A 16,174-nucleotide genomic window follows, 5' to 3' on the forward strand; every position below is an offset into this window, starting at 1 on the left:
CGCGCGGTCACCAGTCGATGAGCGTGAGGGAGACGGAGAACCCGCCGCCCATGCCGAGCATCAGGACCTTCTCGCCCCGGCGCAGCGCCCCGGAGCGGGCCGCCTTGTCGAGGGTGAGCGGGACCGACGCGGAGCCGACGTTGCCGAACTCGCCGACCGTGCGGTGCAGCGTGGCGCCCGGCAGGTCGAGCTTCGACCACAGGTCGTCGAGCATGACCCCGTTGGCCTGGTGCGGGACGAGGTGGGCGATGTCGGCCGGCTGCACCTCGCAGTCGTGCAGGAACTGCTTCACGAGCCCGGGCACCGTGTTGACGATGAAGTCCCGGACGGTGCGCCCCTCCATCGAGAAGTACTGCAGGCCGGCGGCGTGCGCCTCCGGGTCGTGCGGCCGCCTGCTGCCTCCCGCCGGCACGACGACGAGGTCGGACATGTCGCTGTACATGTGGAACGTCGTCGTACGGATCCCGCGGTCGGCGTCGCCCGGGCCGATGACCGCGGCGCCGGCGCCGTCGCCGAACAGGATCACGGTCTTCTTGTCGGCCGGATCGAGGATCTGCGAGTACAGGTCGGCACCGATGACCAGCCCGTAGCCGCCGGACCTGGCGATGATCCCGTGGGCCACGTCGAGGGCGAAGGAGAAGCCGGCGCAGACCGCGTTCAGGTCGAACGCCGAGACGCCGGGCGTGGCCCCGCCGAGGTTCTGGTGCACGAACACCGCGGTGGCCGGCTGCTTGTGGTCCGGGGTCGAGGTCGCGACGACGATGGTGGACAGCTGGTCCGCCGTGATCCCCGCGGCGTCGAGGGCCCGGCGCGCGGCGCCGGTGGCGAGGTCCGAGGTGGCCTGCCCCGGTGCGGCCCAGCGGCGTTCGCGGATGGCGGTCTTGCGGACGATCCAGGCGTCGTCGACCCCGGCGGGCGTACCGACCTCGGTGTTGGAGACCACGCGGTCCGGGACGTACGACCCGGTGCCGAGTATCGCGACAGGTGCTGAAGGCACAGGCATCGGCGGACTCATTCCGTGACGTCGGCGGGCAGGGCGAAGTCCGTGGTGGCCTCGGACCACTCCGGTACCGACTCGATCTCCAGCACCGCCACGGTCAGCGAATAGCCGCCGCCGGCACTGACCAGGAGCACCAGGTCGCCCTCGCGGACGTGCTTCTTCTCCACGATCCGCGCCACGCCCGCGAGCAGGTCGCCCGCGCCCAGGTGCCCGGTGTAGCGGCCCCAGTCCATCAGCGAGCGGTCGGCCGTGATGCCCAGCGGCTGGAGGAACTGGGCGTCCATCAGACCGTGCCCCATGTTGGGCATCAGGATCTTGGCGAAGTCGTCCAGCTTGTGCCCGGTCTTGTCGAGCACGGAGCGGACGATGTCCTGCAGCGCCACCTCGGCGCGCTGCATCACCGACTCCTTGCCGACCTTGGCCAGGTACGACTTCTTGGGCGCGCGCAGATCGTCGACCTTGGGCTGCGGGGCGGTGGTGAACGGGTGGTTGCCGCGGTGCAGCGGCTCCAGCGAGGCGTCGGTGTACGACTCGATGGCGTGGACGCGGGCGAAGCCGCCGGCGGTGGAGAGCACCATGGCAGTGGCCCCGTCGCCGACGACGATGCCGTACGCGCCCCGCCAGCGGTCCATGCCGGGCAGGCAGAACCGGTCCGACGTGGTGACCATGGCGCTCGTCCCGCGGCCGGCCTGCAGCTGGGACATCGCCAGGTCCATCGCGACCATGCCGCCGTTCGACAGCTGCTGCACGTTCACCGCGAACGCGCCGCCGGTGACGCCCAGTTCGCGCTGGATGTACGGGGCGGAGGTCCAGCAGTAGTCGCGGCCCTGGTGGTACACCGACGCGTGCACGAGCACGTCGAGCCGGCCGCCGACCACGTGCGCGGCACGGTCGAGCGCACGCCGTGCCGCGTAGGTCGCCATGTCGGGAACCGAGGTCTCGTCCGCGACGACCGGCAGGCAGAGCATTTTGTTCTCTTCGAAATCCTCGGCAGCGTACTTGCCGTCGGCCACGGCTTCTCTGGCCGATTCGGCGGGCGGAATCCAGGCGGCTGCCGACGTGATGTAGACAGGAGCGGTCATTCTTCATTTCCTCCGAGTTCGATGCCCGCGGATAGAATTCCTCCGCCGGAATACAGTTCACGCTACCAGCGCCGCCCCGATGGTCCGCATATTAAATTCTCACGCCTCGTACTCAATAATTCATCGGGCGGGGTCACAGGGGGATGTTGCCCCGGTGCAGCCGCGGCGCCGGGACCGATTCGTTGCGCAGCGCGCGCAGGGCCCGGGCGATGTGCGTACGCGTGGACGACGGGGTGATGACCGCGTCGATGAAGCCGTGCTCGGCCGCCACGTACGGCGTGCAGTAGCGGTCCTGGTACTCCCGCTCCAGTTCCGCCCGGACCGCCTCGACGTCGCCGCCCTCGGCCTGCACCTGCGCCAGCCGGCGGCGGTGCACGATGCTCGTCGCGCCCGGCGCACCCATGATCGCGATCTCCGCGGTGGGCCAGGCCAGGTTGACGTCGGCGCCGAGGTGCTTGGAGCCCAGCACGTCGTACCCGGCGCCGTACGCCTTGCGCGTGATCACGGTGACCATGGGCACCGTCGCCTCCGCGTAGGCGTAGATCAGCTTCGCGCCGCGCCGGATGATCCCGCTCCACTCCTGGGCGGTGCCGGGCAGGAAGCCGGGCACGTCCACGAACGTCAGGACCGGCACGTTGAACGCGTTGCAGGTCCGCACGAAGCGCGCGGCCTTCTCGGCGGCGTCGATGTCCAGACAGCCGGCGAAGTGCAGCGGCTGGTTGGCGACGATGCCGACGCTGTGGCCCTCGACGCGGGCGAAGCCCACGAGGATGTTGCGCGCGAACAGCTCCTGGACCTCCAGGAACTCGCCGTCGTCGACCACACCCTCGATCGCCTCGTGCATGTCGTACGGCTCGGTCGGCGAGTCCGGGATGAGCGAGTTCAGCTTCTTCTCAAGATCCAGCGGGGCGCGGTCGACCAGCGGCTTGCCCGTCCAGTCCATGGCGTCGAAGACCGGGGCCTCGCAGGCGTTGTTGTCGGGCAGGTGCGACAGCAGCACCCTGACGTAGGAGATGGCGTCCTCCTCGTCGGTGCCCAGGTAGTGCACGTTTCCCGACTTCGTGCTGTGTGTCCTGCCGCCGCCGAGGTCCTCGAAGCCGACGTCCTCGCCGGTGACCGTCTTCACCACGTCGGGGCCCGTGATGAACATGTGCGAGGTCTGGTCGACCATCACCACGAAGTCGGTGAGCGCGGGGGAGTAGGAGGCGCCGCCCGCGCAGTACCCCATGATCAGCGAGATCTGCGGGATCTGGCCCGACGCCTGCACGTTGCGCTGGAAGATCTCCCCGTACATCGCCTGGGACTCCACACCCTCCTGGATGCGGGCGCCGCCCCCGTCGTTGATGCCGATGAGCGGCCGTCCCGTCTTCATCGCCAGTTCCATGATCTTGAGGATCCGGCGGCCGTGGACCTTGCCGAGCGAGCCTCCCTTGTAGCTCGCGTCCTGGCTGAAGACGCAGACGGTGCGGCCGTCGATCTCCCCGTACCCGGTGATCACGCCGTCGCCGTACTCGCCGTCCGCGTCCGCCTCCGACTCGGGGCGCGCGAACGTGTCGATCTCGACGAACGAACCCGGGTCCAGAAGGAGATCTATGCGCTCCTGAGCGGTCAGTCTGCCCTTGGAATGCTGTTTCTCGGCCATCCGGACCGAACGTGCGCCAATGGCTTCACGGCGTCGATGCAGATCGTCGACCGCATCTCGCATGGTGCCCATTCTGCCCCCTCTATCGGGTCATCAATGGTCCCCAGTCCTGACGGGGATTCGGATGATATATCTGGGGCGTGGGCGCGGGCTCGCGAAAATGAATTACCAATACAAATGCGTGAGGAATTCACAGAGCGCTGTGCATGTTCAACTGCCCACGGAAGACAGTTGAACGGTCAGCTCGACTCCGCGTCCGGTGTCCGCGGTCTCTGCGCCAGGGCCTGTGCGAGCAGGCCGTCGACGAAGGCGCGCAGCCCCTGCGCGAAGGTGTCCTGCCCGGCCAGTGCCCCCCACCGGCCGGCGACGGCGGCCAGGTGCGGGTGCCGGAGCGGGCCGGCGGCGCCTCCGAAGTAGGCGTTGAGGAGCGTGGGGTCCCGCTCGTCCATCTCGCGGTGGCGGGTGTGTGTGCGCACGAGGATCTCGCCGACCGTGTAGTACCAGATGCTGCGGAAGATCCGGACGGACTCCTCCGGGGGGCACCCGGCGTCGACGACCCCGCCCAGGATCGTCTCGACCAGCCACAGGAACGAGTCGCCGAGCCGGGCGATGAACCCGTCGGTGGTGAGGACCTCCGCCGCCCAGGGCCAGGCCGCCAGGCCGTCGTGGATCGCGACACCGGCCGTGACGATCCGCTCCCGCGGCTCGCTCGGCAGCTCGGGGTGCGGAATCTGCTCCGCGTACTCGTGGATCAGCAGGAACAACAGGTCCTGCTTGTCCCGCACATGTGAGTACAGGGTCGTCGCCCCGACGCCGATCTCGGACGCGAGCCGGCGGATCGTGAGCTTCTCCCAGCCGTACTCGTCGATGAGCCCGCGGGCCGCGGCCAGGATCTGCTTGCGGGAGGTCACAGGGGGTCGGCCGACGGGCCGGCGTGATGTGTTCGATCGGGGCATCGCCCCATCATGCCCCGCCGCGAAACCCGGTGTACGACCTGCGCGGTCGACACCCCGCCGTCCTCGCTGCTAATTTCGGAACACGTTCGGAAACTCAATCGGCACAACCATGCGCAGAGGGGCTGGGTGCGGTGGCAAGTACGCAAGTAGCGAGTGAGAAGACGATGGTCGCGAGCGGCGCGCGGCCCGGGACCACCCTCGCCGCGGTGTCCGTCGTGCAGTTCATGGTGTCGCTGGACCTGACGGTGGTGAACGTCGGACTTCCCCGGATCGGCAGCGGCCTCGGCTTCAGCGAGGTGGGCCTGACCTGGGTGATCCACGCCTACGCCCTCACCTTCGGCGGGCTGCTCCTGCTGGGCGGCAAGATCGCCGACCTGTACGGGCACAAGCGCGTGATGCTGTTCGGGCTCGGTCTGTTCGGCCTCGCCTCGCTCGTCGGCGGCCTCGCGCAGGCCCCCGCCCAGCTGGTGGCCGCCCGCGCCGCGCAGGGCATCGGGGCCGCGGCCCTGGCGCCGGCCGCGCTCGCGCTGCTGGCCTCGACGTTCCCCGGTGGCAAGCAGCGGGTGAAGGCCTTCGGCGTCTGGAGCGCGGTGAACGCCTCCGGCGGTGCCGTCGGCGTCCTGGTCGGCGGTCTGCTCACCGAGTACGCGGGCTGGCAGTGGGTGATGTACATCAACCTGCCGATGGCCGCCGTCGCGCTGGCCCTGGCCTGGCGTGGCATCGCCGCGGACCAGCCCGCCGCGCGCCGCGGCCGCCCGGACGTGCTCGGCGCCGTGCTGGCCACGGCGGGTGCCGCACTGCTCGTGTTCGGCGTCATCCGCACCGACCGGTACGCCTGGACCTCGCCGGTCACCGTGTCGACCCTGGTGGTCGCCGCCGCCCTGCTGGTCGCGTTCGTCTACGTCGAGAAGACCACCCGCCGGGACCCGCTGATCCGGCTCGGCCTGTTCGCCAGTCGCTCGGTCGCGGGGGCCAACACCTTCACGTTCCTGTTCGGCGGCGCCATGGCCTCGGCCCTGTACTTCGTCTCCCTCTACCTGCAGCGGGTGCTGGGCGGCAGCCCGGCCAAGAGCGGCGCCGAGTTCCTCCCGTTCATGGTGGGTGTGGTCGCCGGCTCCACCCTCGCCGTCAAGTTCGGCTACAAGTTCGCCCCCCGGAACGTGCTGATCACCGGTGGCACGCTGGCCGCGCTCGGCTACGCCTGGTTCGGCCTGATGCGTGCCGACGGCTCGTTCCTGGTCGACGTCCTCGGCCCGTCCGTCCTCGCCAGTGTCGGCATCGGCCTGTGCCTCGCGCCGGCCGTCTCCATCGCCACCGGGGACGTCGCTCCCCACGAAGCGGGCATCGCCTCCGGCATGCTCAACAGCACCCGCCAGATCGGCGCCTCGCTGGGGCTCGCCGCCCTCGGCACCGCGGCAGCCGACCGCAGCGGAAAGTCCGTCACTCCTCAAGCCCTCGACGACGGATACGCGCTCGGGATGACGGCCGGTGCTGTCATCCTGGTCGTGGCGGTCCTCATCGCGCTCTTCGTCCTGCCCCGGCCCGACCGCGGCGGCGCCGACGGAGCGGGCGCCGGCTGACGCCACGTGCCCCCCGGCGTGGTACCCCTAGGTCGGCACACGGCGAACGCGGCCCCTGACGGTGAAGGTTCTCGGAAGCCTTGACCGTGTACAGGGGCCGCGTTCGTGTGACACCACGGGCGACGGGGCCGGTGTCGTCCGAGCAGGGCGGACGCGCGTTCGAGAGGTCGTCGCCGGGTCCGCGGCGGGCCGCCATGCAGACGACGTACATATTTCAGCCAGTCGGTTTCCCCAGAATGGCGAGCGTCGTGGAACTACATAGGGGGACCGCGTGGGAATCGATGTATTGGTGTCCGACGACCGGCATCTGTCCCGTTTCGCGCTCGCTGCATTGCTGGAGCGACACGAAGGGGTACACGTCGTCGGGTCCGCGGAAAGCAACTTCGCCGCCCTGGAGTTCGCCGAACTGCACAGGCCGGACGTGTCCATCATCAGCTTCGAGGGCGAGGACGGCGAAGCGATCTCCATTGCCGAGAAGATTGCGGATCTCGGCTGCCGGAGCATGCTGCTGGCCACCGCGGTGACGCGTTCGGTCGTCCGCCAGGCTTTCGCCACCGGAATCGGCGGGATTGTCGAGCGGAGTGTGTCACCGCGTCAGTTCGTCGAGGCCATTCACCGGGTGCACCAGGGTGAGCGGGTCTTCGACGCGGAGTTGACGGTCGCCGCGCTGAACAACAGCGACTGCCCTTTGAACAGGCGTGAGTTCACCGTCCTTGAGTACGTCGCCCGGGGTGACACGGTCGTCGAGATCGCGGCAGGGATGCACCTCTCTCAGGGAACCGTACGCAACTACCTCTCCTCCATGGTCGCGAAGCTGGGCGCGCGCAACCGGATCGACGCACTGCGCATTGCCCGGGATTCACGCTGGATCTGATCGCCCGAGCACCCGGCACGAGTGTTCAACTGCTCGTCGGGAATCAGTTGAACTCACCCGCCCCACCACGGTTCCACGATCGACGGCGCCGATCAATTCACGTGCCCGCGGCGGTGCCTGACCGGCACTCCGGGACTAGTGCGCCCAACCGATCTGTGTTTCTAATGGACGAGCCTTCGTCGGACAGTCGTGGGTAGGACCGTGCCGCGCGAATTGATGCGCTCAGGATGGGGTCTGCGATGCCTGCGTCGATCAAGTGGAATACAGCGGCACTTCTGCCGGGATCCGGTTTCGCGGACCTTCCGAAGAAACGTTCCGCAGTGCCCTGGCCGGCCTTTCCGGCGCTCCCGCCGTTTCCTTGGGCCCGGTGACCTGGTGAAGGTACTTCAGGAGGTGAATCACCCATGGTGACCACGGGATCCCCCCTGCGCATACAGCTTCTCGGACCGGTGCGCGCGTGGTGGAACGAGGCGGAGGTCGCGCTCGGCCCGCCCAAGCAGCGGGCCGTGCTGGCCCTGCTGGCCAGCCGCGCGGGCGATGTCGTGGGCGTCGAGAACATCGTGGACGCCGTGTGGGGCAGCGACCTCCCGCACACGGCCGCGGGCGGTGTGCACACCTATGTGGCCGGGCTGCGGCGGGCGTTGGAGCCCGGGCGCCGCAAGCGGGCGGCCGGCCTGCTGCTCACCTCCGAGTCGGGCGGGTACTGCCTGCGGGTGGACCCCACGGCCGTGGACGCCGTGGTCTTCGCCCGCAGCCTCGGCGACGCGCGCAGGTCACGCGGCCGGGGCGACGTCGGGGCGACACTGCGGCTGTACGAGCAGGCCCTGGCCGGCTGGCGCGGCGAGGCGTTCTCCCGGGTCCCCGGCCCCTTCGCCGCGATGGAGCGCGACCGGCTGCGGGACCTGAGGCTGACCGCGGTGGAGGAGTGGGCCGAGGACATGCTGGCGGCGGGCCGGCACGCCGAGCTGGTCACCGAACTGCCGGCGACGGTGTCCGAGGAACCGCTGCGCGAGAAGCTGCGCTGGCTGCTGATGCTGGCGCTCTACCGCAGCGGGCGCCGGGTGCACGCGCTGTGGACGTACGACGAGACCCGGGAGCTGCTGTTCAGGGAACTCGGCATAGAGCCCGGTGCCGATCTGCGCACCCTCCACCAGCAGATCCTGTCCGGGCACCCCGAGCTGCGCGCGCCCGGCGCCGATCCCGCGTCCCTGCTGCTCGCGGGCCGGGAGACCGCCTTCCACGGCGCGCCCAAGCCGGCCCAGCTCCCGCCGCTGGCACGTGAGTTCGTGGGACGCGCGACAGAACTCGCGCGGCTGGAGGAGTGGGTCGACAGCGAGCTCTCGCACGGCGGCGCCTGGACGCCGGTCGCGGTGGTCGACGGCCCGGCCGGCGCCGGCAAGTCGGCGCTGGTGCTGCGGCTGGCCCACCGGCTCACCGACCGCTTCCCCGACGGCCAGCTGTACGTGGACCTGTGCGGCACCGGGCCGCAGGGCCGGCCGGTCAGCGCCGACGACGCCCTCGGCCAGCTCCTGGGCGGCCTCGGTGTCGACGGCTCGCGGATGCCGTCGGGCGTGGCCGCCCGCGCGTCCCTCTACCGCAGCCTGCTGCACGGCCGGCGGATGCTGGTGATCTTCGACGACGCCCACGACGCGGATCAGCTGCGACCGCTCATCCCCCGGGGCTCGTCCTGCGTCCTCGTGACGAGCCGGCAGCGCTTCAGCGGGCTCGCGGCGCGGGACGGCGCGCACCTGGTCACGATCGGGCCGCTGACCGAGGAGGAGGGCACGCGGCTGCTGATCCGGCTCAGCGGGGGACGCATCGAGGGGCCCGGTCCGGTCACCGAGCGCCTGATGGCGCTGTGCGGCGGGCTTCCGCTGGCGCTGCGCATCGTCGCCGAGCAACTGGCGGTCAATCCCGACGTGCCGCTCGACGCGCTCGTCGAGCAGTACGCGACCGCACCCGGACGGCTCGAACGGCTCACGGTGCAAGGTGACGCGGCGGCCGGCCTGCCCCGTGTCTTCGAGGCGTCGTAACGGGCGCTGCCCGAGGCCGCGGCGCGGACGTCGCGCCGTCCCGGCCCGCACACCGGTTCGGCGCCGGCGGACAGCGCCGCGGCGCTCGCGCGCCCGGACCGGTGCGCCGCCCGTAGGCTGCCCCACGCGTACCGCTGCCACGGCCCCGTCGGCATCCACCCCCTGCGGAGTCTGCGCTCGAAGCCCGCTCTACGCCCGCTTGAGCCTCCCCTAATAAAACGGAGCAGTCGGTTTCTTTCCGGGTATCGTCGTGTCATGAAGCCAGAACCGGAGATGCCTCAGGAGGCGCTGATGCTCGACGCGTTAACGGCAGGCAGGCCCACGGCGCCCGCGTCCGGCGCCTTCGACCAGCCCGTGTCGGAACTGGTGCCCATCGCGTCCTTGGTGACGTCGGATTCGCCGCGTATCGCGGGGGAGGACGCGGAGCACGTCGAGGCGCTGGCCGAGACGCGCAATCCGCTGCCGCCCATCGTGGTCCACCGGCCGACCATGCGGATCGTCGACGGCGTGCACCGGCTGCGGGCGGCGGTGCTGCGCGGCGAGGACTCCATCGAGGTCCGGTACGTGGAGGGTTCGGCCGAGGACGCGTTCGTCCTGGCCGTCCGGCTCAACGCCGAACACGGCATGCCGCTCTCGCGCCGGGACCGGCTCTCGGCGGCCGAGCGCATCATCGACAGCCACGCCCACTGGTCGGACCGGCGCATCGCGGAGGTGACCGGCCTCGCGCCGGCCACGGTCTCCTCGCTGCGCAGGCGTTCAACTGCCCACGTCGGCCAGTTGAACGCGCGCACCGGACGCGACGGCCGGTCCCGGCCCGTCAACAGCGCGGCCGGCCGGCGCCGCGCGGGCCAGGTCATCGCGGAACGCCCGAACGCCTCGCTGCGCGAGATCGCCCAGGAAGCCGGTATCGCGCTCGCGACCGCCCGGGACGTCCGGCTGCGCATCCGGGAAGGAAAGGACCCGGTGCCGCCCAAACTGCGGGAAGCCGCGCAGGAAAGCAATCTGCCGGGCGCGCGTGCGGTGCGCAAGCGGCCGGTGGCGCAGGAACCCGAACGTGTTGTCCGGGCCCGGCCGGAACCGGCCCTCATCTCGGACGCCGGACGGCTCGTGAACCTGCGCAAAGATCCCTCGCTGCGCTTTTCCGAGGCGGGCAGGGCGCTGCTCCAGCTCCTTGCGACCAACGCGCTCGACGACGAGAAGTGGAGGTGGCTGATGGGTGCGGTGCCGGAACACCGGAACGCCGACATCGCCCGGGCCGCCAGGCACTGCGGCGAGCGTTGGCTCAGTTTCGCCGAAGGTCTGGAACACGGCGGCGGCGCGCGCACGGGCCGGGCCGTGTGAGCCGGGGCGTGTCTTGCACCGTTCAGTTCCTGCTGGGTACCGTTTCCGAAATCCCCCGGGCGAGTTCGCCGGTGAAGCGCAATACTTCATCGGCGAACTCGTTTATTCATGCCACGCCCGATGCGATGTCGGCCGTATTCGTCGGACCTGATTCCGAGGACCTGACCCGAGGACCGGATTCCGAGAAATTCCGCACGCCTCGTGGCGCCCTCTTCCCGGCCCTCACGGAGGCCCCCTCCCCCTCCTCCCGGGCAGGCCCGGCGGCCGGGGCGGGCTCTGCGGATCACCGTCCCGGCCGGAGACGGACTGATAGCATACGAACTCGACGGTTTCTTTTTGCTCCGGGCGGCGTGGGGGGCTCGGGCCAGGGCGAGGAGGTGTGACGTGGCGCAACAGGAACGGGCGTTCCGGACGCGACGTACGATCCTGACCGCTGCTGCCGAGGTCTTCGACGAACTCGGCTACGAGGCGGCCACCATGTCGGAGATCCTGGGTCGGTCCGGTGTCACCAAGGGTGCGCTGTACTTCCACTTCCCCTCCAAGGAGCAGCTCGCCAAAGAGGTGCTCCAGGAGAACGTGCAGGTCGTCCCGGACGTCCCGGAGCAGCGGCTGAAGCTGCAGGAGGCCGTGGACCGGGGCATGCTGCTCGCTCATCTGATGGTGCGTGATCCGGTACTGCGCGGCGGCGTCCGGCTCGCCCTGGAGCAGGCCGGGCACGGCAAGGTGGACCGCAGCGTGCCGTTCCTCGCCTGGTCCCTGGCGAGCCGGCAGATGTTCGAACAGGCCAAGCAGCAGGGGGAGTTGCAGCCCCACATCGACCCCGGGGCGCTCGCGGACGTGTTCGTCGGGGCGTTCGCGGGTGTTCAGCTGATGTCGCAGGCGCTGACGGGGCGCGCGGATCTGGACGAACGCGTCGCCTCGCTGTACCGCGTCCTGATGGCGGGCGTCGCCGTCCCGAGCGTCCTGGTCCAGCTGGACGTCGCCGAGGACCGCGGGGCCCGGGTGAACCAGGCCATCGAGCAGGAGCGGCAGGCCAGGGGGGAGACCCCGCCCGACCACACGGCACGCCTCGTCGGGCACGGCTGACGTACGACAGGATCGACCCGCACGGCAATTCCGAGTCACGGCGCGAGTCCACGCAAGGACGGAGTGCAGCAATGGTGGTATCGACCTGCCCCTACGCCGTAGATCTGACGGGCAGCCATCTGGTGGAGGAGGCCGCGGAGCTCCGGGGGCACGGTCCCGCGGCGCGGGTCGAGTTGCCCGACGGCGTCCTGGCCTGGGCCGTGACGCGGCACGCGTACGCCAAGCGGCTGCTGGTGGACCCCCGGATATCCCGGGACGCCCGCCGGCACTGGCCGAGCTTCGCCGACGGGCGGATCGGCGAGGACTGGCCCCTGTACCACTGGGTCAGCGCGGAGAACATGCTCTCGGCCTACGGGCAGGAGCACTCCCGGCTGCGCAGGCTGATCGCAGGGGCGTTCACGGCGCGCCGCAGCGCGGCCATGCGGCCCCGCGTCGAGACCCTGACAGCCGCCCTGGTGGACTCCCTCGCGGCCCGGCCGGCCGGCCGGACCGTGGACCTGATCACCGAGTTCGCGCTCGAACTGCCCGTCCAGGTGATCTGCGAGCTGTTCGGGGTCTTCGACGAGGGCGACCGGCAGGCACTGCGCCACGGGCTCAGCGAGTCCATGCGCACCTCGGCCACGGCCGAGGAGGTGCGGGCGGCCCAGGCGAGCCTGCACGAGGTGCTGGTCCGGCTCGTGGCCGTCAAGCGGCTCGCGCCGGCCGACGACCTGGCCTCCGCCCTGATCGCGGCGCGGGACCAGGACGGGACCCGGCTGAGCGAGGGCGAACTCGTCGACACGCTGCTGCTGATGATCGGTGCCGGCCACGAGACCACGGTCAACCTCCTCGGCAACGCGATCGTCGAACTCCTCTCCCACCCAGACCAGTTGCAGCATGTGCGCAGCGGCGCGGCCGACTGGGAGGCGGTGGTCGAGGAGACGCTCAGGATGCGCGGGCCCGCGGCGTTCGTCCCGTTGCGGTTCGCGGTCGAGGACATCGACCTCGGCGAAGGGGTGGTCATCCGCCAGGGCGACCCCGTGCTGATCTCCTTCGCGGCCACCGGCCTCGACCCGGACGAACACGGCCCCGACGCCGAGGAGTTCGACGTGCTGCGCGGCGAGCGACGCGATCACCTCGCCTTCGGACACGGCGCGCACCACTGCCTGGGCGCCTCACTGGCCCGACTCGAAGCGCGCGTCGCCCTGCCCGCGCTGTTCGAGCGCTTCCCCCGCATGCGCCTCGCGCGGCCGGCGGCGGAGCTGGAGGCGACCGTCTCCTTCATCACCAACGGCTACCGCAGCGTGCCCGCGGTGCTCACCCCGGAGCCCGGCCGATGATCGCGGTCACCGGCGCCACCGGGACGGTGGGGGGCCTGGTGGCCCGGCTGCTCGCAGACGACCGTCCGGTACGGCTGCTCGCGCGCGACCCCGCGCGGGCCGCGGAGCTGGGGATCCCCGGCGAGGCCGTGGCGGCCGACTTCGGCGACCCCGCCTCGCTCGTCGCCGCACTGGCGGGCGCGCACGCGCTGTTCGTGGTCACGGCGAACCCGCTGCAGCCCGAACACGACCCGAACCTCCTGGCCGCCGCGCGCGAGAGTGGCGTACGGCACGTCGTGAAGCTCTCCGCCCTGGCCGTGGCCGACGAACGGGCCGACGACCTGATCACCCGGTGGCAGCGACGGAACGAGGACCTCGTGCGGGCCTGCGGCCTGCCGTGGACGATCCTGCGGCCCCGGTCCTTCATGTCCAACTCCCTGGCCTGGGCCTCGTCGATCCGTACGCGGGGCGTCGTCCAGGCCGCCGACGGCACGTCACGCAACGCGTGCGTCGCCCCGGAGGACATCGCCGCCGTCGCCGCGCTGGCCCTGACCGGCGGCGCGGGCGAGGGCATGACCTACCCGCTGACGGGCCCGGAGGCACTGTCCGCGGCCGAACAGACCGCCGTACTGGCCGAGGTGCTCGGCCGCCCGGTGCGGTTCGTGGGCACGACCCCGGAGCAGGCGTACGAGGCCTGGTCCAGGCGGTATCCCGAGCCCGTCGCCCAGGCCCTGCTGCACAGCGCGCGCCGGCAGCGGGACGGTGCCAAGGAACTCGTCGACCCCACGGTCGAAAAGCTCCTCGGCCGCCCGGCGCTGACCTACCGCGACTGGGCACACCAGCACCGGCACGACTTTCTCTGACCCGCCCTCCCGCCTCGCCCGCCCGGACCCCGGGCGGGCCGCACGTCCGGGCCGACGCCGACGGAAGGATGCCCATGTCCAGCCCTCCCTGCGAAGTGCTGATCGTCGGCGGCGGTCCGGTCGGCATGCTGCTCGCCGCCGAACTCGGCGCGTACGGCGTCGCCACGACCGTCGTCGAAGCGCGGCGGACCACGTCCGACGAGCCCAGGGCCGGCACGCTGCACGCCCGGACCGTCCAGTCCCTCGCCCGGCGCGGGCTCGCCGTCGGCGCCTCCGACGCGGCGGGCGGGGGCGGCGAGCCGTTCCACTTCGCGGGCCTGCCCGGGCTGTCCATCACCGCCCCGGCCGCGGAGCCGGCGGTCCTCGTCAAGCGGTCCCAGGCGGATCTGGAGCGCCACTTCGAGGCCGTGGCCCGCGAGCGCGGGGTGCGGGTGCTGCGGGGGCACCGCGCGGTGCGGATCGAGCAGGATCCCGGCGGCGTCCAGGTCGTCGTCGCGGCGGACGGCGGCACGTGCCGGCTGCGGGCCTCCTACGTGGTGGGCGCCGACGGAGCCCGCAGCACCGTCCGCGAGCTGTGCGGCTTCGCCGCCGTCACCCATCCCGCGACCGTCTCCGCCCTGATGGGCCGGATACGGTTCACCGACCCGGCCGGCGTCCCGCTCGGGTGGCAGCGCACCGAACGCGGCTGGACCTCCGCCAAGTGCGACGAACAGGGCCGCGGCCGGCTGCTCACCCTGGACTGCCGCGGGCCGCACCCCGACCGCGCCAGCGCGCCCACCCTGGAGGAGCTGAGCGCCGAGGCCGCACGGATCGTGGGCCGGCCCGTGCCGCTCGCCGATCCGGTGCACCTGTCCCGGTTCAGCGACTTCTCCCGGCTCGTGACCGGCTACCGCCAGGGCCGGATCTTCCTGGCGGGCGACAGCGCGCACGTGCACTTCCCCGTCGGCGGGCAGGGACTGAACACCGGTCTGCTGGACGCCCTCAACCTGGGCTGGAAACTGGCCCACGCCCTGCGCGGCCGCGCGGGGAAGAACCTGCTGGACACCTACGACCGTGAACGCAGGCCCGCCGGACAGCGCGTGGTGGACAACACCCGGGCGCAGCTCGCGCTGATGCGACCCGGCCCCGAACTCGACCCGCTGCGCGCCCTGATGGCCGATCTGCTGCCGCTGCCCGAGGTCGCGAGGCGACTGGGCGGGATGGTCAGCGCCCAGGACACGGAGTACCGCGACGGGGCCGCCGCGCAGTCGGTCTGGGAGGGGCGGTTCCTGCCCAACCAGCCGCTGGCCGCGGGCGCCACCGACCTGATCGCCCTGCTGGGAGAGGGCCGGCCGGTGCTCCTGCTGGGCGACGGCGCCGACCGGCCGGGCGGCGCGGAGGGCTGGGCCCACGTGCTGCGCACCGCCAGGGCCGCCGGGCCGCTGCCGGACGCCGACGCCGTGGTGGTGCGCCCGGACGGGTATGTGCTGTGGGCCTCCGACGGCGGGGAACTCGCCGGGACGCTGCGGCAGTGGTTCGGTGAGCCGCGCGAGGAGTTCTCCCGCCCCGCTTTCGCCGGCGCCGACCGCTCAGCCGACCTCGGCCGGTGTCTGATGGGCTACCAGCTGGAGTTCCTGTGACCCCTCGGAAGAAGCCCTGAGGATCGACTGCTGCAGCCGCTGCACCGGCGCACTCGGCTCCAGCCCCAGGTCCCGCACGAGATGGCTGCGCAGCCGTTGGTAGACCCGCAGCGCCTCGCCGGGGCGGCCGGCCCGGTACAGCGCCAGCATGAACTGGCCGTACAGGCTCTCGTGCAGGTCGTACTGGTCGACCAGGACGGTGAGTTCGGGCAGCAGTTCGCGGTGCCGGCCGAGGATCAGGTCCGCCTCGATCCGCCGGTCGAGCGCGCACAGCCGGGCCTCCTCCAGCCGGCGGGCCTGCGCGTGGAGATGCCGGCCCGGCTCCACGTCGACGAGCGCGGGCCCCGTCCACAGGGCGAGGGCCGTGTGCAGCAGGCGGGCCGCGTTGCTGTGGTCGCCGGCCTCCATCGCCCGGTAGCCCTCGTTGCTCAGGCGCTCGAACTCGCGGAAGTCCAGCGTGCCGTCGGCCGTGTCGAGCAGGTAGCCGCCCGGCAGGGTGACCAGCACGTCCTTGGCCGTGCGCGCGGGCGCGCCGCCCGCCGTCCCGGGAAGGGCGGAGTCGATCAGCTCCCGCAGCCGCAGCACGTACGTCTGCAGCGTGGTGCGGGCGCTGCGCGGCGGGTGGGCGCCCCACAGCTCTTCCACCAGGACAGCGGGCGGCACGAGCTGGCCCGCCTTCAGGGCGAGCAGGGCGAGGACCTGACGCGGCTTCGGAGCGGTCGGGACGATCCGCGTACTGCCCAGCCGTGCCGCAAAGCCGCCGAGTACTTCAATCTCCATGTCTCTCCCCAGGTCCGTAG

At 71.6% G+C, this 16,174-nt stretch carries 13 protein-coding genes; 8 read left to right on the forward strand and 5 right to left on the reverse strand.

Annotation, left to right across the window (positions count from 1 at the left end):
- Positions 1 to 7: 7 nt before the first annotated feature.
- From ACZ4MF_RS26020 to ACZ4MF_RS26035, 4 genes are all read right to left on the reverse strand, one after another.
- Positions 8 to 1,003 (reverse strand): 3-oxoacyl-ACP synthase III family protein, encoded by a 996-nt coding sequence (locus ACZ4MF_RS26020; RefSeq protein ID WP_467494329.1) that lies wholly within the window; start codon positions 1,001 to 1,003, stop codon positions 8 to 10.
- A gap of 8 nt (positions 1,004 to 1,011) precedes the next feature.
- Positions 1,012 to 2,082, reverse strand: coding sequence for a ketoacyl-ACP synthase III family protein (locus ACZ4MF_RS26025; protein WP_356029676.1), 1,071 nt, complete (start codon positions 2,080 to 2,082; stop codon positions 1,012 to 1,014).
- A gap of 133 nt (positions 2,083 to 2,215) precedes the next feature.
- Complete coding sequence (locus tag ACZ4MF_RS26030; RefSeq protein WP_467494330.1) at positions 2,216 to 3,796, reverse strand: acyl-CoA carboxylase subunit beta; 1,581 nt, start codon at positions 3,794 to 3,796, stop codon at positions 2,216 to 2,218.
- 167 nt (positions 3,797 to 3,963) lie between these two features.
- Positions 3,964 to 4,680: a TetR/AcrR family transcriptional regulator gene (locus ACZ4MF_RS26035; protein ID WP_467494331.1), complete on the reverse strand. Its 717-nt coding sequence runs from the start codon at positions 4,678 to 4,680 to the stop codon at positions 3,964 to 3,966.
- Between the two features lie 164 nt (positions 4,681 to 4,844).
- On the opposite strand from ACZ4MF_RS26035, the gene ACZ4MF_RS26040 reads away from it, so the two are divergent.
- From ACZ4MF_RS26040 to ACZ4MF_RS26075, 8 genes are all read left to right on the forward strand, one after another.
- Positions 4,845 to 6,260 carry an MFS transporter gene (locus tag ACZ4MF_RS26040; RefSeq protein ID WP_356029672.1) on the forward strand — a complete coding sequence of 472 codons (1,416 nt, stop codon included), beginning with the start codon at positions 4,845 to 4,847 and terminating at the stop codon, positions 6,258 to 6,260.
- Between the two features lie 271 nt (positions 6,261 to 6,531).
- Complete coding sequence (locus ACZ4MF_RS26045; protein WP_356029670.1) at positions 6,532 to 7,134, forward strand: response regulator transcription factor; 603 nt, start codon at positions 6,532 to 6,534, stop codon at positions 7,132 to 7,134.
- Positions 7,135 to 7,538: 404 nt separating this feature from the next.
- The gene (locus ACZ4MF_RS26050) at positions 7,539 to 9,167 is read left to right on the forward strand and encodes an AfsR/SARP family transcriptional regulator (RefSeq protein ID WP_467494333.1); all 1,629 of its coding nucleotides are present in this window, start codon (positions 7,539 to 7,541) and stop codon (positions 9,165 to 9,167) included.
- Positions 9,168 to 9,422: 255 nt separating this feature from the next.
- Entirely contained in the window at positions 9,423 to 10,508 is a 1,086-nt protein-coding gene (locus ACZ4MF_RS26055; protein ID WP_467494334.1) for a ParB/RepB/Spo0J family partition protein, read from the forward strand.
- Positions 10,509 to 10,892: 384 nt separating this feature from the next.
- Positions 10,893 to 11,594 carry a ScbR family autoregulator-binding transcription factor gene (locus tag ACZ4MF_RS26060; RefSeq protein WP_356029665.1) on the forward strand — a complete coding sequence of 234 codons (702 nt, stop codon included), beginning with the start codon at positions 10,893 to 10,895 and terminating at the stop codon, positions 11,592 to 11,594.
- Between the two features lie 71 nt (positions 11,595 to 11,665).
- Positions 11,666 to 12,913: a cytochrome P450 family protein gene (locus ACZ4MF_RS26065; RefSeq protein ID WP_467494335.1), complete on the forward strand. Its 1,248-nt coding sequence runs from the start codon at positions 11,666 to 11,668 to the stop codon at positions 12,911 to 12,913.
- Positions 12,910 to 13,755 carry an SDR family oxidoreductase gene (locus ACZ4MF_RS26070; protein WP_467494336.1) on the forward strand — a complete coding sequence of 282 codons (846 nt, stop codon included), beginning with the start codon at positions 12,910 to 12,912 and terminating at the stop codon, positions 13,753 to 13,755. The genes ACZ4MF_RS26065 and ACZ4MF_RS26070 overlap by 4 nt, the downstream gene beginning before the upstream one ends.
- A gap of 74 nt (positions 13,756 to 13,829) precedes the next feature.
- The gene (locus ACZ4MF_RS26075; RefSeq protein ID WP_467494337.1) at positions 13,830 to 15,374 is read left to right on the forward strand and encodes an FAD-dependent monooxygenase; all 1,545 of its coding nucleotides are present in this window, start codon (positions 13,830 to 13,832) and stop codon (positions 15,372 to 15,374) included.
- Here the strand turns inward: ACZ4MF_RS26075 and ACZ4MF_RS26080 are convergent.
- Positions 15,324 to 16,154, reverse strand: a complete 831-nt coding sequence (locus ACZ4MF_RS26080; RefSeq protein WP_467494338.1) for an AfsR/SARP family transcriptional regulator — start codon at positions 16,152 to 16,154, stop codon at positions 15,324 to 15,326. The two genes, ACZ4MF_RS26075 and ACZ4MF_RS26080, sit on opposite strands and share 51 nt — an antisense overlap.
- Positions 16,155 to 16,174: the final 20 nt, after the last annotated feature.

It is taken from the genome of Streptomyces sp. NPDC025793, assembly GCF_055558375.1.

What these genes read in the sequence shown, in the direction of transcription:
- ACZ4MF_RS26020 (WP_467494329.1), bottom strand. Translation starts at nt 1,003, where the DNA reads ATGCCTGTGCCTTCAGCACCTGTCGCGATACTCGGCACCGGGTCGTAC.
- ACZ4MF_RS26025 (WP_356029676.1), bottom strand. Translation starts at nt 2,082, where the DNA reads ATGACCGCTCCTGTCTACATCACGTCGGCAGCCGCCTGGATTCCGCCC.
- ACZ4MF_RS26030 (WP_467494330.1), bottom strand. Translation starts at nt 3,796, where the DNA reads ATGGGCACCATGCGAGATGCGGTCGACGATCTGCATCGACGCCGTGAA.
- ACZ4MF_RS26035 (WP_467494331.1), bottom strand. Translation starts at nt 4,680, where the DNA reads ATGCCCCGATCGAACACATCACGCCGGCCCGTCGGCCGACCCCCTGTG.
- ACZ4MF_RS26040 (WP_356029672.1), top strand. Translation starts at nt 4,845, where the DNA reads ATGGTCGCGAGCGGCGCGCGGCCCGGGACCACCCTCGCCGCGGTGTCC.
- ACZ4MF_RS26050 (WP_467494333.1), top strand. Translation starts at nt 7,539, where the DNA reads ATGGTGACCACGGGATCCCCCCTGCGCATACAGCTTCTCGGACCGGTG.
- ACZ4MF_RS26055 (WP_467494334.1), top strand. Translation starts at nt 9,423, where the DNA reads ATGAAGCCAGAACCGGAGATGCCTCAGGAGGCGCTGATGCTCGACGCG.
- ACZ4MF_RS26065 (WP_467494335.1), top strand. Translation starts at nt 11,666, where the DNA reads ATGGTGGTATCGACCTGCCCCTACGCCGTAGATCTGACGGGCAGCCAT.
- ACZ4MF_RS26070 (WP_467494336.1), top strand. Translation starts at nt 12,910, where the DNA reads ATGATCGCGGTCACCGGCGCCACCGGGACGGTGGGGGGCCTGGTGGCC.
- ACZ4MF_RS26075 (WP_467494337.1), top strand. Translation starts at nt 13,830, where the DNA reads ATGTCCAGCCCTCCCTGCGAAGTGCTGATCGTCGGCGGCGGTCCGGTC.
- ACZ4MF_RS26080 (WP_467494338.1), bottom strand. Translation starts at nt 16,154, where the DNA reads ATGGAGATTGAAGTACTCGGCGGCTTTGCGGCACGGCTGGGCAGTACG.